A 19,654-nucleotide genomic window follows, 5' to 3' on the forward strand; every position below is an offset into this window, starting at 1 on the left:
GAAAATGACTATCAGCGCCGGATGGCGGTTTGTCAATGTGAAGGCCGGGGAGAAGTTGGGGGATGCAGCGGAAGACGTCCGCTGCGAAATAAGAAAGTGTTATTGTTTATTTCTGGTGGCGAGATGCTCTTTGAGTAAATCTTCCTGCGGCGGAGGCATCTGTAAATAATAACCCTGTTGAGTCAGTGCCTCTTTTACTTTTTCCAAATCGGCATTAATCAGTTTCTTACGTCCATCAAGCGGTAAAATCATCGCCAGTTGTGGCTGACCAAAGGTCTTCATTAACGCTTCCGGCACACGGGAAAAATCGTCTTTTTTTTCAACGTACAGATAAGTCTGATCGCGTTTAGTACTTTTATAGATCACACAAAGCATACTTTTACTCTGATTTAACGGGAGGTCACTTGCCTCAATATAATAGTGACTATAACATGCCATACAGTCTTCGGAATATCATCCATGTACGGATGATAATAGCAAATCGAGTAAGGTCAGGATGTCAAACGCGCCCATAGAGCTAAAAGGCAGTAGCTTCACCTTATCAGTGGTTCATTTGCATGATGCAAAACCCGAGGTTATTCGTCAGGCGTTGAGAGACAAAATTGCTCAGGCTCCCGCTTTTTTACAACATGCTCCGGTGGTGATTAACGTTGCAGGCGTCGAAGGCAGCGTTGACTGGGCGTCACTCTCGGACGCTGTCACCAGCACAGGCTTACGCATTATCGGTATCAGCGGCTGTAAAGATGCGGCGCTAAAAGCTGAAATCGACCAGGCCGGACTGCCGCTTTTAACGGAAGGTAAAGAGAAAGCCGCGCGTCCGACTCCCGCTCCCGCAGAAGTGGCTGAAGAGCCAACTGCCGCCCCTGTCACAAAAACGCGATTAATCGATGTACCGGTTCGTTCCGGGCAGCGAATTTATGCACCAAATTGTGATTTGATTGTCACAAGCCATGTTAGCGCCGGCGCTGAGCTGATTGCCGATGGGAATATCCACATCTATGGCATGATGCGAGGGCGTGCGCTGGCAGGTGCCAGCGGAGACAGAGAATCACAAATATTTTGTACCCATCTCACCGCAGAACTGGTTTCTATCGCAGGTGAGTACTGGCTGAGCGATCAAATCCCAGCCGAATATTATGGCAAAGCGGCACGTCTGCTCCTGGCAGATAACGCTTTGGCTGTTCAACCGTTGAATTAAGCCCTTATAACAAGGAACTCCTATGGCACGCATTATTGTTGTTACTTCGGGTAAAGGGGGTGTGGGCAAGACCACCTCCAGCGCGGCCATCGCGACAGGTTTGGCCCAGAAAGGAAAGAAAACTGTTGTTATCGATTTTGATATCGGCCTGCGTAACCTGGATTTGATCATGGGCTGCGAGCGCCGTGTTGTTTATGATTTCGTTAACGTTATTCAGGGCGATGCCACATTAAATCAGGCGCTGATCAAAGATAAGCGCACAGAGAATCTCTTCATTCTGCCCGCCTCCCAGACGCGCGATAAAGACGCGTTAACCCGCGAAGGCGTGGATAAAGTTCTCGAAGATCTGAAAAAAATGGACTTCGATTTTATCGTCTGCGACTCCCCTGCAGGCATTGAAACCGGCGCGCTGATGGCGCTGTACTTCGCCGATGAAGCCATTATCACCACCAACCCGGAAGTCTCATCAGTACGTGACTCCGACCGTATTCTTGGTATTCTGGCCTCTAAATCGCGCCGCGCCGAAAATGGCGAAGAACCGATTAAAGAGCACCTGCTGTTAACCCGTTACAACCCTGGTCGCGTGAGCAAGGGCGATATGCTGAGCATGGAAGACGTGCTGGAGATCCTGCGTATCAAACTGGTGGGGGTTATCCCGGAAGATCAGTCAGTGCTGCGTGCGTCTAACCAGGGTGAACCTGTGATCCTCGATGCAACGGCGGATGCGGGCAAGGCCTATGCCGATACCGTGGAACGTCTGTTAGGAGAAGATCGTCCTTTCCGCTTCATTGAAGAAGAGAAGAAAGGTTTCCTCAAGCGCCTGTTCGGAGGATAAATTATGGCTTTATTAGACTTTTTTCTCTCACGAAAAAAGAGCACCGCGAACATTGCGAAAGAACGCTTACAGATTATTGTGGCTGAGCGCCGCCGTAGTGACGCTGAACCACACTATTTACCGCAGCTAAGAAAAGACATTCTCGAAGTGATTTGTAAGTATGTTCAAATCGACCCGGAAATGGTTTCAGTGCAACTGGAACAGCGCGACGGTGATATTTCCATTCTGGAACTTAATGTGACGTTACCAGAAACGGAAGAGAGCAAATAATCCCTTCCCGCTTTTTGCGATGAAGTGAGCGTAAAAAAAGGCAGAATTTTTTCTGCCTTTTTTATATTGCGTTGCCTGACCCCTGTAATTAATTACAGGGGTTGACGTTAATTAGCGTGGATATTCCAGCAACAGCGTCATCAATTTTTCCGCCATCAATTCGCCGCGCCAGCCTGAAATTAATTCCGGCAGTGTGCTTTGCGGTTTTAAATCCCAGTGCCAGTTTAGCAACTGATTAATCTGGCGACGTGATGCCAGTAATTCTGCACTAACGCCGCTTTCGGCGCTGACTTCCTGCACTTTCGCCTTAATTGCCTTGAACGCTTTGCGGTAACCCGGCATGTCGATCAGGTTAAGCAGCGGTTCCGGCAGGCTCTCTTCCGGCAGTTCCTGTGCTTTCGCTACCAGCGCCAGCAGAGTTTTGCCATGGAAGCGGATCTCGCTGCCCGAGACGCCCAGGCCGTCCAGCTCGCCCAGACTGCCCGGCATGTAGCGTGCGACTGACCACAGATTCTCTTCACGTACCACAAAGTTGACCGCCAGATCGCGCTCGCGCGCTTTGCGCAAGCGCCAGTCGGCCAGCAGTTGCAGGCACGCCAGTTGCCGGGGTCGCAGTTGCCAGGCGTTGCTGATATCACGCCACGCCTCTTCCGGGGCCAGGATCTCCTGACGGCGCTGTTGCATCAGGCGGCATTCATCCAGCGCGGCGGGCAGCCAGCCTGTGGCTTCCGTTTCAGCCATCAGTTTGTTAGCAATCGGCAGCAGGTACCAGACATCGGCTGCCGCGTAGTCACACTGGCGCTCGGTCAGGGGACGGGCCAGCCAGTCGGTGCGCGATTCGCTTTTATCAATCGTGAGGCCAGTATATTCGTTGACCATGGCGGCAAAGCCCCAGGACTGGGGATGTCCGCTGAACGCGGCCAGAATTTGCGTGTCGATGAGCGGCTGCGGCAGTTCGCCAAAAACATTGAGGAACACTTCCAGATCTTCACTGCCGGCATGCAAAAACTTAGTGATGGCAGTGTCCTGCAACAGTTCACGAAACGGCGTCCAGTCGGTGATTGTCAGCGGATCGATTAGCGAAACCTGGTGGCCGTCAAAAACCTGGATCAGCCCCAGTTGCGGGTAATAGGTACGGGTGCGGACAAACTCGGTGTCGAGTGCGATAGCCGGATAAGCGCGCGCGGCTTCACTGAGAGCAGCCAGCGCGTCGTTAGTCGTGATCATGTGGTAATTCAAATCAGGTTCTCTTTGGTTTGCGCGCATAAAAAACGCCGGTTAACCGGCGTTAGGCGACTCAGTAGTAACTCAGGCTTTATTCTCTACTTTGGCGCGCGCTTCGTCACGTAATTCTCGTCGCAAAATCTTCCCGACGTTGGATTTCGGTAGTTCATCGCGGAATTCAACCAGTTTCGGTACTTTATAACCGGTCAACTGGCGGCGGCAGAAGGCGATCAGCGACTCATCGGTGAGCGAGGCGTCTTTTTTCACCACGAAAATCTTCACCGTTTCGCCGCTACTGCCGGACGGAACGCCGACGGCAGCGACTTCGAGCACGCCCGGATGCTGCATCACCACATCTTCGATTTCGTTCGGATAGACGTTGAAACCCGACACCAGAATCATGTCTTTTTTGCGATCGACAATGCGCAGGAAGCCTTCATCGTCCATCACCGCGATATCGCCGGTCAGCAACCAGCCATCTTTAATGATCTGATCGGTGTCAGCAGGACGCTGCCAGTAGCCGAGCATCACCTGCGGGCCCTTCACGCACAGCTCGCCGGGCTGCCCGTGCTCGACTTCGTTACCTTCATCATCGATAAGTTTGGCTTCGGTAGACGGCACCGGCAGGCCAATGCTGCCGCTGTGGTAATCGATGTCATGGGGATTGACGCTGACCAGCGGTGAGCATTCGGTCAGCCCGTAACCTTCAAGCAGATACTGGCCGGTGAGTTTCACCCAGCGCTCCGCCACAGCCTGTTGCACCGGCATCCCGCCGCCCGCCGATAAGTGCAGGGTGGAGAAATCAAGCTGCTGGAATTCTTTGTTATTTAACAATGCGTTAAACAGCGTGTTCACGCCGGTCATGGCGGTGAACGGATATTTCGCCAGCTCTTTCACCAGCCCCGGAATATCGCGCGGGTTGGTGATCAGCACGTTCTGCCCGCCAAGCTCAATAAACAGCAGGCAGTTCATGGTCAGGGCAAAAATGTGATAGAGCGGGAGCGCGGTGATCACCAGTTCTTTGCCGCGATGCAGCAGCGGGCCGTAGGTGGCGTTCACCTGTTCGAGATTGGCGAGCATATTGCGGTGAGTCAGCATGGCCCCTTTCGCCACGCCGGTGGTGCCGCCGGTATATTGCAGAAAAGCCAGATCCTCAGTGACGATTTCCGGCTTGATGTACTGCATCCGGTAGCCGTGTTGCAGCGCCTGGCGGAATGAAATCGCATCCGGCAGATGATACTTCGGCACCAGCCGTTTAATGTACTTCACCACAAAGTTCACCAGCGTGCCTTTGGCGGTGGAGAGCTGATCGCCCATCCGCGTCAGGATCACATGCTGGACCTGGGTTTTGTCGACCACTTTTTCCAGGGTGTGCGCAAAGTTGGAGACAATAACAATCGCCGCCGCGCCGCTGTCGTTAAGCTGGTGTTCCAGTTCGCGCGGGGTATACAGCGGGTTCACGTTCACCACCACCATGCCCGCACGCAAAATGCCGAACAGCGCGACCGGATACTGCAACAGGTTCGGCATCATCAATGCCACGCGGTCGCCCTTTTTCAGGCCAAGCCCCTGCTGGAGATACGCGGCAAACGCCCGGCTGCGTTCCTCCAGTTTGCGGAAGGTCATCACCTCCCCCATGTTCACGAACGCAGGCTGATCGGCGTAGCGCGCCGTCGCATGTTCAAATAATTCCACCAGGGACTGGTAGCGGTCAGGATTGATCTCTGCTGGCACATCGGCGGGATAACGGTTAAGCCAAACCTTCTTCAATGCATCACCTCTGAAATGAGTATTTGTCGTCATCGCAACCCCTGTAATATAAACAAGCTGTTAACATTATATTAACTCAGCGTACCAGTTTATTAATTAATCGGATTTCAGGTTGCGAAGCGCGTCACTATTTATTTTTCTTATGATACTGAAAACAGAGAAACAGCGGACGAGCCGCTGTTTCTTTTCCTTTAATAACAGAGTGTTACTCTGTTACGACAGTCTGAACGCGCACCGGGCCGGGGTCATACCAGCCCATGCCGCCGTAACCACCATAGCGCCACGGATGCGGCCCAGGACCCCATAACCACGGATCGATAGGCTGCGGTGGCATCACGACCTGCTGGGCAATGCGCCAGCGCTTATAGCCGTTAACCTGCATGACCATGTATTTGTACGGTGTTTCGCCGACTTTGCCATCTGCCGTGCCGGTGATCGGCCCGACAACCGTAACCAGTTGATTACGGAAATCGACAGGATCGAGGAAACCGCTCACGTCAGCGTAAATGCGCCCGCGCGAGGGTTCGCCCAGAACCGGACGGGCCGCGCTGTCGAGGGGAACCGCAGCGATCTCAAGACGCGTTTTGCCCTGCGTGTTTTGCACGTTAATCACTTTACCGCCAAAACGCGCTTCCTGACCGATATAGAGCTGGGGCGCATTCATCACGCGCACCAGATCCTGTTGCGGTGTCGGACTGCTGCCCTGGATCGCCTCGGGAACGGAAACACAGCCACTTAACGCGCTGGCAACGATGCCTGCCAGTGCCCAGCGTACCACTTTGCTTTGAACCGCCATTGTGCGACTCCTTTTAGATGCGTCTCTTACTGAGATTCACTCGCGGCCCGGAAGTTTCTTCCATGCCACTTCGTTACGCAAATAAACTGGCTCCGCCTGTTCAACCACCACGGTTTTCCCTTCGGCCAGCTTTTGACAGGCCAGCGGAAGCATATCTTCTGCCGCGGGCAGTAATACATCGGCATCGGTGAGCGTAAGGCTGGCGGTTTGCGCCAGATCCGGCCAGGCCTGCCAGCCGGTGCCGACGGTAGCCCATTCGCCTTCAAGCTGTGCCATGCGCTCACGCACCGCTTCCGGCTTCAGCACGGCTTCACTCTCTTCGCCGTGCCAGATGCCCTGCGCGTCGCGCTCGTACTGCCCCCAGTAAACTTCGCCCATGCGGGCGTCGATGGCGGCCAGCACGCGGGTCGCGCCGGTTTTACGAAATGCGCCCTGCGCCATAGTCGCTAAGGTGGAGACACCAATCATCGGCAGTTCCGCGCCCAGTGCCAGTCCCTGTGCAATACCAATGCCGATGCGCACGCCGGTAAAACTGCCGGGCCCGCGCCCGTACGCCAGCGCGTCAAGCGCCGTCAGGCTGATGCCCGCTTCGCTCAGCGTCTGTTGGACGAGGGGTAAAATCCGCTGTGTATGTTCGCGGGGGCACAGTTCGAAATGGGCGTAAGTCGCGCCCTCGTTTTGCAGGGCAACGGAACAGGCTTCTGTTGCAGTATCAATGGCCAGAATTCGCATGGGTCTTCGCGCGCTCTCGGTTTTAGAACAATAAAATGGCGCGCATATTACCACAGTCTGCAATGAATTACTGCGTATCCGGGGTGGCGAGGAAGCGCACGGCGCGCGAAATATCCCTTGTGCGCGGCGTCGGCGGCAGGCTGGCGAGAAACGTCGCGCCGTAGGGCCGCATCACCAGACGATTATCGCAAATCACCAGCACCCCGCGATCGTCGATATCACGAATCAGTCGCCCTACACCCTGTTTCAGGGTGATCACGGCATCCGGCAGTTGCACATCGTCAAAGGGATCGCCGCCGCGCAAACGGCAGTCTTCCATTCGCGCTTTCAGGAGCGGGTCTTCCGGCGAGGTAAAGGGCAGCTTGTCGATAATCACCAGCGAGAGCGTATCGCCGCGCACGTCCACCCCTTCCCAGAAACTACTGGTCGCCACCAGCAGCGCATTCCCGGCGCTGACAAACTGCTGCAAAAGCTGGCCTTTGCTGGTTTCCCCCTGCAAAAGAACGGGCAGAGTCATGGTGGCGCGGAACTGTTCTGCCAGTTCGCGCATCATGGCGTGCGAGGTGCAGAGCATAAAACAGCGACCATTGTTGGCCTCGATCATCGGCCGGAGCATCGCCGCAAGCTGACGCGCCGCCCCCGGTTGATTGGACTGCGGCAGATTGCGCGGCACGCAGAGCAGCGCCTGACGCGCATAATCAAACGGACTCGGCAACAGCAGCGAATGCGCTTCTGCGATACCCAGACGCTCGGTGAAGTGATGCAGATCGTCATTAACCGACAGCGTGGCGGAGGTAAACACCCAGCTACCTGGCTTTTGCGCCATCACCTCTTTGAATTTATCGGCCACGCTGAGCGGCGTTAACGCCAGGGTGAAATTGCGCGAAGTGCATTCATACCAGTAGCTGAAGCCCGGCTGGTTGATCTCTTTTAAACGTTTTAAGCGAGCGCGGTAAAGGGTCGCGCGCTCGAAGGCGGCATCGAGGAGCGCTGAACGGCCAAGGGAGAGCTTCGCCACGTCGTAGCACAGCTCAAGAGTGTCATCGAGCAGCAAAAAGGCGCGCTGAATGTTCTTGTCTGCCAGCAACTCACGCAGATTTCCGCGATAGCCCGGCTCGCCCAGTTGCAGGCGAAAATCCTGCGCGCTTTGCGCCAGCCGGTCAGCGCATTTCTGAAGCTGAAGGGTGTCGCGCAATTCGGTGCGATAGGCGATGGTGAAATCTTTTGCGAGGTCAACGAGCTGACGGCTGGAGAGCGACTGGCCGAAATACTGGCTGGCGATGTCGGGAAGCTGGTGCGCTTCGTCGAAAATCATCACTTCTGCCTCCGGGATCAGTTCGCCAAAGCCGCTGTCTTTTACCACCATGTCCGCAAGAAACAGGTGATGGTTGACCACCACCACGTCGGCATCCATCGCTTTTTTACGCGCTTTCACCACAAAGCAATCTTTGTACTGCGGGCAGTCGCTGCCAAGGCAGTTATCGTTGGTGCTGGTGACCAGCGGCCAGGCCTGGGAGTCTTCCGCGACGCTGGCGCAGGTGCTGATGTCACCATCAATGGTGTTGTTAGACCAGGAGCGCAGCAGAATGACGTCGCTCAGGGTTTGCACGGGCAAATCGCCCCCCGCCAGCGCCTGCTGTTCCAGACGCTCAATGCACAGATAGTTAGAGCGGCCCTTGAGCAGCGCCAGCTTGCCGGTGTATTCCAGGGCGCGTGAAACGGTAGGCAGATCGCGGCTGTAAAGCTGATCCTGAAGCGCTTTTGAACCGGTGGAGATAATGACTTTTTTGCCCGCGCGCAAAGCGGGTGCCAGGTACGCGTAGGTTTTCCCGGTACCGGTGCCCGCTTCCACCACCAGCGGCTGTGTCTTTTCAATGGACTCGGCCACGGCCTGCGCCATCTGACGCTGCGGCTCTCGCGGCTTAAATCCGGGGATCGCTTTTGCTAACTGCCCGTCGGGTGCAAAATCGTCCGTTTCATTTGTCTTCGCCACACTACCCCCTGGTTTTATCGCCAGTAATTATGTCAGGGCAGACGGTCATAAGCCAGCCGAACACGTGACAGGCCAAAAACTCTGTGGCAGTCTTGCCAGCCAAAGGGAAATCAGGAGTGAATGATGACAATCGTGCGAATTGATGCCGCAGACCGCTGGTCAGATGTAGTGATCCACAACCACACGCTGTATTACACCGGCGTGCCGGAAAACCTCGACGCAGACGCGTTTGAACAAACGGTGGATACGCTGGCGCAAATTGATGCGGTGCTGGAAAAACAGGGCAGCAGCAAGGCTCGTATACTTGATGCTACCGTGTTTCTGGCGGATGGCGATGATTTCGCCGCGATGAATAAAGCCTGGGATGCCTGGGTGGTGGCGGGTCACGCGCCGGTGCGTTGCACAGTGCAGGCCCGACTGATGAACCCGCAATATAAAGTCGAGATTAAAATTATCGCCGCCGTGTGAGGCGATTATTCCTCGTCTTCATCCTCGAAGCGCGCCACGATACGCTCTCCGGTATGGCTGGCGCGCAGTTCAGCTGCGACCAGGGTGATGGCCTCACCGCTGCTCATGCCTTCAGACATTAACGTCTGGATGCGCTCGACCGCCTGTTGTTGCTGCTCGTGAGTGAGCGAAGGTAAACCTGCAAACATTGTTAACTCCTGCTAAATTGTCCGCGCGAATTAATCATGCTACCCCATTCGCCGTGCGCCGGGTAGTAAAGAGTCAGGATTGATGAAGACGTTATCACCCGCTGTAATCACGCTGCCGTGGCGCAGTGATGCCGCCGAACACTATTTCTCGCCCGTGAGCCACCTGCCGTGGGCGATGCTCCTGCATTCCGGCAACGCGCAACACGCGCATAACCGGTTCGATATTCTGGTCGCTAGCCCCTGTGTGACGCTGGTGACGCAGGGTGATCACACCACGATCAGCCGGGCGGAGAGCCAGTTCAGTTCAGACGACGATCCGCTGACGCTGTTGCAGCGCGAACTGGACGCTCTCGCCCTCACCCCGGCGACCGATGACGATCTCCCTTTTCAGGGCGGTGCGCTGGGTCTGTTTGGTTACGATCTGGGTCGCCGCTTCGAGAGATTACCGTCCGTCGCCTGCGCCGATATTACCCTGCCCGACATGGCGGTGGGTCTGTATGACTGGGCGCTGATTGTCGATCACGTAAAAGAACGCGTGTCGTTAGTCAGCCATGGCGATGCGAACGCGCGTCTTGCCTGGCTGCTGGCGCAACAGCCCGCTGCCCTGCCCCCTTTTGCGCTGCGCACCCGCTGGCAGGCCAATATGACGCGGGAAGCGTACGGCGAAAAATTCCGTGCAGTGCAGGCGTATCTGCAAAGCGGCGACTGCTATCAGGTTAACCTCGCTCAGCGTTTTCAGGCGGGCTATCAGGGTGATGAATGGCAGGCGTTCATGGCGCTCAACCGCATGAACCGCGCGCCTTTCAGCGCCTTTTTGCGCCTGCCTCATGGCGCGGTGTTAAGCCTGTCGCCGGAACGCTTTATCCGCATCGAACGCGGCACGATCCAGACGCGCCCGATCAAAGGCACGCGCCCACGCTTAGCCGATCCGCAGGCCGATGCGGAGCAGGCGCAACAGCTTGCCAGCTCGCCAAAAGATCGTGCGGAGAATCTGATGATTGTTGATTTGATGCGCAACGATCTGGGGCGCGTGGCGGTGCCGGGCTCGGTGCGCGTCCCGGAACTGTTTGTCGTTGAGCCGTTCCCGGCGGTACATCATCTGGTCAGCACCATCACGGCCCGGTTGCCGCCCGCATTAACCGCCTGCGATGTGCTGCGCGCGGCATTTCCCGGCGGGTCGATTACCGGTGCGCCCAAAGTGCGCGCCATGGAAATCATCGATGAACTGGAGCCACAGCGACGCAATGCCTGGTGCGGAAGCATTGGCTATCTGAGTCTGTGCGGCAATATGGACACCAGCATTACTATCCGCACGCTGAGTGCCTGCGGCGGTCAGCTTTACTGTTCGGCAGGCGGCGGGATTGTCGCGGACAGCGAGGAGCAGGCGGAATATCAGGAAACTTTTGATAAAGTTAATCGTATCCTGCACCAACTGGAGAACTTCCTTGAACCACGATGATTTGACGCTGGACGATTTTCTGTCACGTTTTCAACTGCTGCGCCCGCAGGTCAGCCCCACCACGCTCAACAGCCGCCAGGCCGCCGTTCTGATCCCGGTGGTGCGCCGTGAACAGCCCGGACTGCTGCTCACCCAGCGATCTGCCCGTTTGCGTAAACATGCAGGCCAGGTGGCCTTTCCGGGCGGCGCGGTGGATGCCACCGATGCTTCGCTGATTGCCGCCGCGCTGCGCGAAGCCGAAGAAGAGGTGGCGATCCCACCGGAAAAAGTCGAGGTCATTGGTGTTCTGCCGCCTGTCGACAGCGTTACCGGATTCCAGGTCACCCCCGTGGTTGGCATTATTCCGCCGGATTTGCCCTATCACGCCAGCGAGGACGAAGTGGCCGCCGTGTTTGAAATGCCGCTGGCGGAAGCATTACGTCTGGGCCGCTATCATCCTTTAGATATCCACCGCCGGGGTAACGACCACCGGGTATGGTTGTCGTGGTATCAGCACTATTTTGTCTGGGGTATGACGGCGGGGATCATCCGCGAACTGGCGTTACAGATTGGATTTAAGCCCTGAATGGCCCGGCATAGTATTGGCTTCGTTTAGTTATTATGTGCAATCACTGGGTAGTGCCAGAAGCGGACATTGCTGACATCCGTATACGAAGCAAATTTCTTTTTGCCAATAGTCAAAGCTGCTGTCGGAAAAAGCGTTATTAACAGGATGAGGGATCTGTGCGATCGCCCCGGGTTGTCGGATGAGAGATGACAATAAATTCTACGGGTAATTCGCTGTCATTCCTGGCTTGATGCTTTGCCTCAGGGGGGATTTCAAGTCCCTGCCGGGCGTTGATTTCATGCTTAACCCCTTCCAGTTCCATGGTCAGGCTCCCCTCAAGAACATAAAAAAACTGTCTGGAAATAGAGTGGAAGTGCCGCTTTTCGTGCGTACCTGGTGGCATTTTTTCATGAATAATTAGCATGTCCTGCCGGTTTAGCAGATACCAACCATCGCAATCATCACCCCAGATATAATGTTCGGCATTCTCTTTTGAAATCATCGTCCTTCTCCTGTGGAAGCGTTTCTTGTTTGTGGCCCTTTAGAGACAGGCAGACTAACGTGATAAGGCAGGGGCCACTACCACCACATTTAGAGTTGACTGCATTGGTAGAATAGCTTGCCAGGAGAAGGAGGATATGTTGCCGCAATTTGCATCTGTAAGAACTTCTCCCGTTACCGGGTCTATCTGTGCGGTTTGCCTCCCGTTGGTGCAGGTCGTTCGAGCATTAACTTCATGCCGAGATGTGAATCTCTGAATCCCAGGGAGGTGTAAAATGCGATGGCATCAGGTCGTTTGCGATCTGTCGTAAGCTGAATAATATTGCAGCCGGCGCGCTCAGCAGATTCAATAGCAAAACGAAACAGCTTTCGGCCAATGCCTTTTGCCCGAAACCCTTTTTTGACCCGCACACCTTCTATCTGCCCTCTGAGGCTCCCGCTGTGGGTCAGACCCGGCAGCAGCGTTAACTGGAGCATGCCAATAATTTCTTCATCAGCTTCTGCAAGGATGATGTAATTATCCGGGCTGGCCTGAATGCGTTGAAAAGCAGTCCTATAGGCGTCGTACATTTTTGGATCTGTAGACTCGCGAGCAGAGCCCAAATCGTCGTCATAAAGCAGGCTTATTAGCGTGCTCAGATCGGCTTCATTCGCATAGCGAAAAGAGACAACGTCCGCAAAGTTTTGCATGGCAAGTTTCCCGTTGAACTTGATAAAGGCACTGTAATCCGCCCTTCGTCAGTATCTATGCCGTACCGGCTACTTCACTTTCCCGATACGGATATTGAGTGGCCACGACATTTTTCTACAGCTTTCAGGGTCGCCCCACATCATGGCCAGTTCATCAGCAAAGCGCGCGAAAAGATATTCCTGTCCTTTCTGCTGAGCCTGCCGGACAGCAGACCATGTCGAGATGTAACCCAGCAGAGCCTGTAAATTCCATTCGGCTTCAATTTTTAAATCGGGAACATCTAACTCCTGAAATGGAAAGGAAAGCTCCCTGTAACCTGAATCAACGAGCTTTCGTTCAGGAGGCCAGAGATGAGCGATTTCCTCGTAATACAATTTTTCGAAGCGTGCACCCACCTCTCCCTCAATATTCAGTACACCGTAACTTATCAATGCGATGACAGCGTCAGACGAGGCCACCCGTCGGACTTCGCGATAGAATTCCTCCAGATGGAACCAGTGTGCGGCCTGGGCAACCGTGATCAGATCATAATCACACAAGTTACCGGGCAGGCTCTCAGCAGCAGAGTGGATGTAAGTAATTCCGGGCACCGGGAAGGCGTTTTTTAACTGGTCCTCGCTTGGGTCGACGCCGGTTACGGATGCGAAATAGGCCGACAGAGTACGGGTCAACTGTCCAGTACCGCAGCCAACATCCAGTGCTTTATGCGTACGCGGAGAAATTCCCGCAAGAAATCTGGCGAGCTCAGGCGGGTATTCCGGACGATATTGCGAATACTTTTGCCCTCCCTGCGAGAACCAGTTTGCTTCATCATGTTTAATGTTCGTCATTGCGCTGCTCCCCCTTTAATATGTCGGCCTTCGCCTCTTCGATATCAGTTTGTCCGCTCTGTACCAGAAGCGGACCTGCTCATCTCAGGTGTCTGGAGACATTAGACGTCTAATCAAGATTTTGACGGTAGATCCTCGCGTTCCAGTAGCCATTCCCCTGACAACGATACTCCTTCAAACCTAGGGACCTGAGTTCCCTTGCAATTAGCCGATTCATCACCCCATGCCCCATAAGCAGCACGGGGCCGTTTGATATTTTTGCAAAGGTTACGAGTATATTCGCAGCCTGAACAGCACGTTGTTTTGCTATTCCCAGGCGCTCCACATTATGGGATAAGCCGCATAGCCACATGACGCGGAAAAAAGCAGCCCAGAGGGTTGAGGATAACCTTAAACCGGGTATGTGAAATATCGGCAGGCCAGCTTCTCTGAAGACCTCATCAATGACGTCCGGCTCGCAACCCAATGCTTTTAAAGAAGAAAGCGCTCTCGGAAGCGGACTGCTGATGATTTGTAATGCGCTGGATGCTAATAATTTACTGGAATCAGGTGGAATATCGCTTCCTGTATCAGATAGATCATATTCTGCTATCCAGTTGGTCATTTCACGGCTCGTTACTCTCGAATAGCCTTTTAAAGCAGGCTTTCCATGACGCATTAAAATAATTTCCATACAGAGTTTGTTGTTTGTGGTCTTTTAGATACGGTCAGATTAACGCGATAAAGACAGAGAGCACTACAACCATATTTAGGGTTGCACGAACTGGTTGAAAGACCTTGTCAGAAAAGAAATGAGGCTAACAGAAACCGATTAAATCACCGAAACAGCAAAAACGTCCGCTTCTCGCTCATAGCGGGCTTCTACTTAATCATTTTGTCCGCTCTGTGCCAGAAGCGGACGTTGCATGCATTTACTTCAACTTCATCTCCCGCGCCAGTTGTCTGACACGGGAGATGAAATTGTTTGTCGAAGCTAAAACTGTGGTTTAGTCGCCTTTTGCTGATCCATATATTCGCGCGAAGCGTTTCCCCAAGCAGGATCAAATAATCTCACCTTTGTACCGCCAACAGTCAGTTGGGCTGAATCGGATTCACATCCCATACCTGACGTAGGCAACGGTTTATTGCACCATACTGGATTCATTCCACCGCTTGAGATCGGTCCATATTTTTTGATTGCGGCTTCTTTCATCGAGGTTTCATTTGCTTTCGTCCATGGGATCTCATAGGTGATTATGGATGCCGCCATGGGATTAGCGTTGTCACGGGGAATACGCGGTTCAAAACTCACCTGCATACGGGTTCCATTGTTTTCATATACAAGGTTCTGAATCTGCGGACTACCATAAATAAGCGTAGCGTACTGATTTTCCATGGACTCAGAAGCTCTGATTTTATCTGCTGAAACACCGAAATTTTTTTGCATTGCCGTCCGGGCTTCTTCAACACTCATTCCTGTCTTCACGCCGCCGACATCGAAAGGTTTAACATCAACCGGACGAACGGCGGGTGCTGAATAGGCAGACGGAACAAAACAGGGCAGTGTCATTAAGATCGCGGGAGCCAGTGCGAATAAATTTTTTTTCATCTTCTTTCCTTTGAGATTGATTTCAACATTCACCAACTGCATCAAACGCGTGAGAACCCGTTCACAATTTGATGCAATGTTAAATAAGTTAACATATATGGGTGTTTGTATGAAAACGATCGCATAAGAATATGATTTTGTTGAGAGCCCGAGGGGACAGACACCTGCACTGGCGTACGTTTTATGCCTGCCCGGTTCAGCCTAAATCAGGCCGGGGCCACGAAAGGTTTTGCGCCACTCGCTGGGGCTGACATTAAAACGCGCCTTGAAGCTCTGCCGGAACGAGACCGGCGACTGGTAGCCCGCCAGCGACGACACGGTTTCAATGCTGTGGTCTGTGGTTTCCAGCAACTCCTGGCTGCGTTGCAGGCGCTGGGCACTCAGCCAGTCACCCACCGTCATACCGGTTGCCTTGATGAAGTGTCGGGTCAGCGTGCGGCGGCTCATACCGGAAAAGCTGGCGATGGAGTCAATATCGTGCCGTTTATCCAGGTTGCGACGCAGGTAGTCGATCAGGTCATTTATCTGCTCGTCGCGCGTCGTCTCCGGCACCGCGTGCTCAATAAACTGCGCCTGCCCTCCTTCACGGTACGGGGGGATCACCATCCGGCGGGCCACACGGTTGGCAAGCGCGGTTCCGTAATGTTCACGAACGATATTCAGGCAGCAGTCGATGCCCGCCGCCGTCCCCGCTGAGGTAATAAGGCGCTCGTCGCTGGTATACAGCGCGTTACTGTCAAGCCGTACCGCCGGGAAGCGCGCGGCGAAATCCCGCTCAAACTCCCAGTGCGTGGAGGCCCTGCGGTTGTTCAGCAGTCCGGCGTAGGCGAGCACGTAGGCCCCGAGGCACAGCCCCACCACTTCCGCCCCGCGCTGCCAGGCGCTGCGCAATGCGTCCAATAGCGCCGTTGCGGGCTGCGTTTCGGGATGCTCCCAGAACGGCACAATGATGATGTCCGCCGTATCAAGCCGCTCAAGACCGTGCTCCACGTTGATGGAAACGCCGATATCGGACTCCACGGTGCCGGGCTGCTCCGCACAGATATCGACGCTGAACAGCCCCCGCTCCGGCATCGCCTTGTCGAAGACCATGGACGGGACGGAAAAGTGAAACGGGCTGAAACCCGGCGTGGCGATAACGACAACGTGCAGAGCGGACATGATCCTGTACCCTTACTGATTGAAACTTTATGTTTAACCTGAATATTCGCATCCAGCCAGGCGGCAGAAAGATCCCTGCCACCTGGCCGCATGTTCACGTCAGAAATTCAGCGTCTCACCATCTTCCGGCACCAGCACCCTGTCCTGAATGCCGTTTTCTGCGGTGAAGGCACGCAACTCATCCCGGCTCAGCAGACAGTGGTTAACCGCTTCCATATGCGATGCCACCACGGTGGCAGACGGCAGCACTTCAAGCGTGCGCAGCGCATCCTGTTTACCCATGATGATGGCACCAATTCCGTCTACCGTCGCCAGGCCCATGTTCAGTACCACAACGTCAGGGACGTATTTTTCAAGGTTCTCCGCGTACGGCGCGACCCAGATGGTGTCACCGGCTACGTACAGCGTTTTTTCACCTTCCCGCGAAAAGACCAGGCCACATGCGTCGCCGAGGCGTTCGGCAACCTCAGGAATGGCGTAGGCTTCGTCGCTCCCGTGCTGGCCGTCGGTTTTTGCGACATTGATACCCGCAATAACGTTGGTGTCAGCCAGGACATTGACCGCCGTAAAGCCCTGCGAGCGGAGCAGCGAGGCATCGCTCTCATTCTGGGTGTAAATCAGCCGATCTTTCGGGATGAGCTGCTGCGCCGCTTCGTCCCAGTGATCCTGATGCGTGTGTGTCACAATAATGACGTCCACATCCAGCAACGCGTCAACGGAAACCGGCAGCGAGACCATGGGATTGCGCAGATGAGCGCGCGCGGTGCCGGAAAAGCCAGGCCAGGCGTCCTTTTCAGACAGCATCGGATCGATGAGGAAGCGAACCCCGGCATAGTCGAGCTTCAGCGTGGCGTTACGAATTTGAGTCAGTTGCATTTTTTACTCCGTCAGAAGAACCGCAGCCATGCGGTCTGTGCATTGAGCACGCAGTATAAAAAAGGCTGTGGAACGGGCGTGAGTTGCACGCAGGTCATTATTCGATGGAATTGGGTCAAAGATTAACGCCAGCGCGGTATCTCTGGCTCAACCGCATGAAAAACCGTACAAGCCATCATCCGGCCTTTCACTTCACGCTTCAGGAATTGCGATTTGACCCGAAACCATCGCATTTTGACTTTTTTGCCTCTCACGAGGGTCGCCTGACGCTCTTTATACTTTTCTGCCTGTTAACACATGAGGAATGAAGAATGTCTTACGCGATCACTGACGACGGCATTGAAATTTACTATGACGCAAAGGGCCAGGGCCTGCCGGTTGTTTTTGTCGCCGGGTACTTTGGCATTAGCGATATCTGGCAGGCGCAGACCGACGCGCTGTCTGAACATTTCCGCACGGTAGCCTATGACAGCCGTGGTTACGGACGCTCAGCTAAACCGCTGCAACCGGAGGCTTACAGTATTCCCCGCCACGCTGAGGATTTAAAAGCCGTGATAGATGCCGCCGGTATTAACGGCCCGGTTGTGCTCGTTTCCCATTCCATCGGCTGCAATATTATCTCTACGTTTGCGGTGAAATATCCGCAACAGGTTGCCGGACTGGTGTATACCGCCTGCTACGTGGACGGTAAGCAGATGCGTGACGCGGGCATGACTGTAGACATGGTTAGCAAGGCGGTAGCAACGCCTTCCGGAGCCGTGGCGTTTTATCAGCCCTTTGGCGTGACCGAAAGCGTCGGCGCAGAGGCGGCCAAATGGCCGGCACACGCGATGCAGGCCAATGCCGCCGCGTTCCTGAATCATGAAATGGCCGACCAGTATGATGCCATCACCGCGCCTGCGCTTATTCTGCAGGGAGAAAAGGATGTCCCGAACCCGCTTTCGTTTGCAACTGCGCTGCAACAGGCGCTGGGCGGCGGCGCAGAAATGAAAATCCTCAAGGGCGTAAACCACTTCCCACCGCTGGAAGCGCCGGAAACCGTCACGGCGTTCGTGGAAGAGCATGCCAGGAAGTGTTTTGCTGAATAACCGTTTCTGACCGGCAGGATCGCTGACCAGGCCACCTGATAAGGTGGCTTTTTTATAAAAAAGGTGGCGGTTAAGGTGAAACTCTACAACGTCCGCTGTGTGCCAAGAGCGGACGTTTCTGACATATGCATGCACTGCATAAGGTATGAACGGAACTGTCAGGCTGTCCGTTTATGATTTTTCTTACGCTCGCACATTTAGCCAGCTTGATTTACATAACTGGACGGTTAGCGTTGAATCTCTAAAAAGAGGCTATGTGCAACAGTTGACAACAGTTTGAATGGGCAAACAATAAATTTTTGATAGTGTTTTTATGGGATTGGTATAGCGCTAAACCGCACTGGGTGCGGGTTTGTCAAAAAAGTGGTTGAGTTGTACTAAAACAAGACAACACGAGGTGATATTCCTGTATTGACTATTTTTGTTCCTGTATTCATATTAATGACTCCCATGGGGATTGCGGCCCCACGGGAGGATACTTCCAAACTAACAACTGAGAGCGATTTATGAACGACAACTCAAAAAACGCAAGCATCAGCACATTGATAATAATGGTGTTGAAAGATGTTCGCAATGAACGAGGCGTGCATCAGGGACATATGGCGAATGCCATTGGAAAAACACCCAGCGCCTGGAGCAAGATTGAAAACGGGCAATCTCCAATGTCAGCAGAGGCCATGATTGGTGCTTGCTGGGCACTGCAGCTTTCCCCATCTTATGTTATGGCGCTCGTCGAGAAAATCACCTCAATTTTTAACGCCCAGGGCTATTACTTCCATACAACCCCTTTGGAAGAAGAGGAAGACGTTCTCCTACCTTTGATACTGAAGTATTTTTCCAGCCCTGGTTATGAGGTGCTGAAAAAGAATATCTTTTCGAGAATTAGCATCACGAACGCGTTTCTGGCCACAACTCCAGAGATCAATCCGCAATCAACCCCAACGATAATTCGTTATTGCTGTGAGTCGGACTTCCGTCAATGGGTTGATGATGGTGCGGAAGGCTGGAGCCCGGTGCCTTTGCAGCCTGGATCAGGACTGTCTGGCATTACGGTTAGCCCTTCGCTAGAAGAGTTTGTGACAACGTACGTACCCGGCTCAGATAAACCGTTCACCTTATAATTTAAGCGAGAAGTACCTCAATTTCAGCAACGCTTTTATGTCACTGGGTAGACCGTCGTGCCTTTGACACGACGGAATATCTATACAGAGTCAAAGTTAACTCAGAAGGCGTGGCGCAGGATATTTCTCGTTTTCATGCGGCTTCTGGAGTGCATCAACTGGATATTGTGTTTAATGTGCAGATGTACTCCATCATCATGATTTTGATGTCAGCTATTCGCTCATAGCTGACCTTCAGATCAGTCAGTTTGTCCGCTCTGCGCCAGGAGCGGATGTTGTCTGTAGTGCCATAATTCTCGGGCAAGAAAAAAGCCGCTC

22 protein-coding genes are annotated in these 19,654 nt (G+C 53.9%); 8 read left to right on the top strand and 14 right to left on the bottom strand.

Annotated elements, in window-relative coordinates:
* Positions 1–99: 99 nt before the first annotated feature.
* Entirely contained in the window at positions 100–375 is a 276-nt protein-coding gene (locus tag BM373_RS10965; protein ID WP_143102653.1) for a YcgL domain-containing protein, read from the bottom strand.
* A gap of 121 nt (positions 376–496) precedes the next feature.
* On the opposite strand from BM373_RS10965, the gene minC reads away from it, so the two are divergent.
* Genes minC through minE form a run of 3 tightly spaced genes read left to right on the top strand, consistent with a single transcriptional unit; the run spans position 497 to position 2,303 of the window.
* On the top strand, positions 497–1,198 hold the full coding sequence (minC, locus tag BM373_RS10970) for a septum site-determining protein MinC (RefSeq protein ID WP_090461472.1): 702 nt from the start codon (positions 497–499) through the stop codon (positions 1,196–1,198).
* 22 nt (positions 1,199–1,220) lie between these two features.
* Positions 1,221–2,033 carry a septum site-determining protein MinD gene (gene minD / locus BM373_RS10975; RefSeq protein WP_090461473.1) on the top strand — a complete coding sequence of 271 codons (813 nt, stop codon included), beginning with the start codon at positions 1,221–1,223 and terminating at the stop codon, positions 2,031–2,033.
* A gap of 3 nt (positions 2,034–2,036) precedes the next feature.
* Positions 2,037–2,303: a cell division topological specificity factor MinE gene (gene minE, locus BM373_RS10980; RefSeq protein ID WP_090461474.1), complete on the top strand. Its 267-nt coding sequence runs from the start codon at positions 2,037–2,039 to the stop codon at positions 2,301–2,303.
* Between the two features lie 111 nt (positions 2,304–2,414).
* Here the strand turns inward: minE and rnd are convergent, their stop codons facing one another.
* From rnd to BM373_RS11010, 5 genes are all read right to left on the bottom strand, one after another.
* Positions 2,415–3,542 (bottom strand): ribonuclease D, encoded by a 1,128-nt coding sequence (gene rnd, locus BM373_RS10985; protein WP_090461616.1) that lies wholly within the window; start codon positions 3,540–3,542, stop codon positions 2,415–2,417.
* Positions 3,543–3,611: 69 nt separating this feature from the next.
* Complete coding sequence (gene fadD / locus BM373_RS10990) at positions 3,612–5,297, bottom strand: long-chain-fatty-acid--CoA ligase FadD (RefSeq protein ID WP_143102654.1); 1,686 nt, start codon at positions 5,295–5,297, stop codon at positions 3,612–3,614.
* Positions 5,298–5,502: 205 nt separating this feature from the next.
* Positions 5,503–6,093 (bottom strand): Slp family lipoprotein, encoded by a 591-nt coding sequence (locus BM373_RS11000; RefSeq protein WP_090461476.1) that lies wholly within the window; start codon positions 6,091–6,093, stop codon positions 5,503–5,505.
* Positions 6,094–6,129: 36 nt separating this feature from the next.
* A complete protein-coding gene (gene tsaB, locus BM373_RS11005) occupies positions 6,130–6,825 on the bottom strand; it encodes a tRNA (adenosine(37)-N6)-threonylcarbamoyltransferase complex dimerization subunit type 1 TsaB (protein ID WP_090461477.1) in 696 nt (231 codons plus the stop codon).
* Positions 6,826–6,892: 67 nt separating this feature from the next.
* A complete protein-coding gene (locus BM373_RS11010; RefSeq protein WP_090461478.1) occupies positions 6,893–8,818 on the bottom strand; it encodes a DNA repair helicase YoaA in 1,926 nt (641 codons plus the stop codon).
* Between the two features lie 123 nt (positions 8,819–8,941).
* Here BM373_RS11010 and BM373_RS11015 point away from each other — a divergent pair, with 123 nt between their 5' ends.
* Positions 8,942–9,286 carry a RidA family protein gene (locus BM373_RS11015; protein WP_090461479.1) on the top strand — a complete coding sequence of 115 codons (345 nt, stop codon included), beginning with the start codon at positions 8,942–8,944 and terminating at the stop codon, positions 9,284–9,286.
* A 5-nt stretch (positions 9,287–9,291) separates the two neighbouring features.
* Here BM373_RS11015 and BM373_RS11020 read toward each other — a convergent pair whose 3' ends face one another.
* Complete coding sequence (locus tag BM373_RS11020) at positions 9,292–9,474, bottom strand: YoaH family protein (RefSeq protein ID WP_090461480.1); 183 nt, start codon at positions 9,472–9,474, stop codon at positions 9,292–9,294.
* A gap of 79 nt (positions 9,475–9,553) precedes the next feature.
* Between BM373_RS11020 and pabB the strand changes: the two genes are divergently transcribed.
* A complete protein-coding gene (gene pabB, locus BM373_RS11025) occupies positions 9,554–10,933 on the top strand; it encodes an aminodeoxychorismate synthase component 1 (protein WP_090461481.1) in 1,380 nt (459 codons plus the stop codon).
* A complete protein-coding gene (locus tag BM373_RS11030) occupies positions 10,920–11,498 on the top strand; it encodes a CoA pyrophosphatase (protein WP_090461482.1) in 579 nt (192 codons plus the stop codon). The genes pabB and BM373_RS11030 overlap by 14 nt, the downstream gene beginning before the upstream one ends.
* Before the next feature lie 139 nt (positions 11,499–11,637).
* On the opposite strand, the gene BM373_RS11035 is transcribed toward BM373_RS11030, so the two are convergent.
* From BM373_RS11035 to BM373_RS11065, 7 genes are all read right to left on the bottom strand, one after another.
* Positions 11,638–11,982: a cupin domain-containing protein gene (locus BM373_RS11035; protein ID WP_090461483.1), complete on the bottom strand. Its 345-nt coding sequence runs from the start codon at positions 11,980–11,982 to the stop codon at positions 11,638–11,640.
* Positions 11,983–12,164: 182 nt separating this feature from the next.
* A complete protein-coding gene (locus BM373_RS11040) occupies positions 12,165–12,671 on the bottom strand; it encodes a GNAT family N-acetyltransferase (RefSeq protein WP_090461484.1) in 507 nt (168 codons plus the stop codon).
* A gap of 69 nt (positions 12,672–12,740) precedes the next feature.
* Positions 12,741–13,502 (bottom strand): class I SAM-dependent methyltransferase, encoded by a 762-nt coding sequence (locus tag BM373_RS11045; protein WP_090461485.1) that lies wholly within the window; start codon positions 13,500–13,502, stop codon positions 12,741–12,743.
* Between the two features lie 109 nt (positions 13,503–13,611).
* The gene (locus BM373_RS11050; protein WP_143102647.1) at positions 13,612–14,175 is read right to left on the bottom strand and encodes a histidine phosphatase family protein; all 564 of its coding nucleotides are present in this window, start codon (positions 14,173–14,175) and stop codon (positions 13,612–13,614) included.
* A 300-nt stretch (positions 14,176–14,475) separates the two neighbouring features.
* On the bottom strand, positions 14,476–15,090 hold the full coding sequence (locus BM373_RS11055; protein WP_090461487.1) for a hypothetical protein: 615 nt from the start codon (positions 15,088–15,090) through the stop codon (positions 14,476–14,478).
* 201 nt (positions 15,091–15,291) lie between these two features.
* A complete protein-coding gene (locus tag BM373_RS11060) occupies positions 15,292–16,251 on the bottom strand; it encodes a GlxA family transcriptional regulator (RefSeq protein ID WP_090461488.1) in 960 nt (319 codons plus the stop codon).
* A gap of 99 nt (positions 16,252–16,350) precedes the next feature.
* A complete protein-coding gene (locus tag BM373_RS11065) occupies positions 16,351–17,127 on the bottom strand; it encodes an MBL fold metallo-hydrolase (RefSeq protein WP_090461489.1) in 777 nt (258 codons plus the stop codon).
* 311 nt (positions 17,128–17,438) lie between these two features.
* Here BM373_RS11065 and BM373_RS11070 point away from each other — a divergent pair, with 311 nt between their 5' ends.
* Positions 17,439–18,215 carry an alpha/beta fold hydrolase gene (locus tag BM373_RS11070; protein WP_090461490.1) on the top strand — a complete coding sequence of 259 codons (777 nt, stop codon included), beginning with the start codon at positions 17,439–17,441 and terminating at the stop codon, positions 18,213–18,215.
* 506 nt (positions 18,216–18,721) lie between these two features.
* Positions 18,722–19,336, top strand: a complete 615-nt coding sequence (locus BM373_RS11075; protein WP_090461491.1) for a helix-turn-helix domain-containing protein — start codon at positions 18,722–18,724, stop codon at positions 19,334–19,336.
* Positions 19,337–19,654 lie beyond the last annotated feature (318 nt).

It is taken from the genome of Enterobacter sp. kpr-6 (genome assembly GCF_900116015.1).
Taxonomy (GTDB): Bacteria; Pseudomonadota; Gammaproteobacteria; order Enterobacterales; family Enterobacteriaceae; genus Enterobacter_D.

Bases quoted from the DNA above. Each gene is read 5' to 3' on its own strand.
- BM373_RS10965 (WP_143102653.1), bottom strand. From the start codon at position 375: ATGCTTTGTGTGATCTATAAAAGTACTAAACGCGATCAGACTTATCTG.
- minC (WP_090461472.1), top strand. From the start codon at position 497: ATGTCAAACGCGCCCATAGAGCTAAAAGGCAGTAGCTTCACCTTATCA.
- minD (WP_090461473.1), top strand. From the start codon at position 1,221: ATGGCACGCATTATTGTTGTTACTTCGGGTAAAGGGGGTGTGGGCAAG.
- minE (WP_090461474.1), top strand. From the start codon at position 2,037: ATGGCTTTATTAGACTTTTTTCTCTCACGAAAAAAGAGCACCGCGAAC.
- BM373_RS11000 (WP_090461476.1), bottom strand. From the start codon at position 6,093: ATGGCGGTTCAAAGCAAAGTGGTACGCTGGGCACTGGCAGGCATCGTT.
- tsaB (WP_090461477.1), bottom strand. From the start codon at position 6,825: ATGCGAATTCTGGCCATTGATACTGCAACAGAAGCCTGTTCCGTTGCC.
- BM373_RS11015 (WP_090461479.1), top strand. From the start codon at position 8,942: ATGACAATCGTGCGAATTGATGCCGCAGACCGCTGGTCAGATGTAGTG.
- BM373_RS11020 (WP_090461480.1), bottom strand. From the start codon at position 9,474: ATGTTTGCAGGTTTACCTTCGCTCACTCACGAGCAGCAACAACAGGCG.
- BM373_RS11035 (WP_090461483.1), bottom strand. From the start codon at position 11,982: ATGATTTCAAAAGAGAATGCCGAACATTATATCTGGGGTGATGATTGC.
- BM373_RS11040 (WP_090461484.1), bottom strand. From the start codon at position 12,671: ATGCAAAACTTTGCGGACGTTGTCTCTTTTCGCTATGCGAATGAAGCC.
- BM373_RS11045 (WP_090461485.1), bottom strand. From the start codon at position 13,502: ATGACGAACATTAAACATGATGAAGCAAACTGGTTCTCGCAGGGAGGG.
- BM373_RS11050 (WP_143102647.1), bottom strand. From the start codon at position 14,175: ATGGAAATTATTTTAATGCGTCATGGAAAGCCTGCTTTAAAAGGCTAT.
- BM373_RS11055 (WP_090461487.1), bottom strand. From the start codon at position 15,090: ATGAAAAAAAATTTATTCGCACTGGCTCCCGCGATCTTAATGACACTG.
- BM373_RS11060 (WP_090461488.1), bottom strand. From the start codon at position 16,251: ATGTCCGCTCTGCACGTTGTCGTTATCGCCACGCCGGGTTTCAGCCCG.
- BM373_RS11065 (WP_090461489.1), bottom strand. From the start codon at position 17,127: ATGCAACTGACTCAAATTCGTAACGCCACGCTGAAGCTCGACTATGCC.
- BM373_RS11070 (WP_090461490.1), top strand. From the start codon at position 17,439: ATGTCTTACGCGATCACTGACGACGGCATTGAAATTTACTATGACGCA.
- BM373_RS11075 (WP_090461491.1), top strand. From the start codon at position 18,722: ATGAACGACAACTCAAAAAACGCAAGCATCAGCACATTGATAATAATG.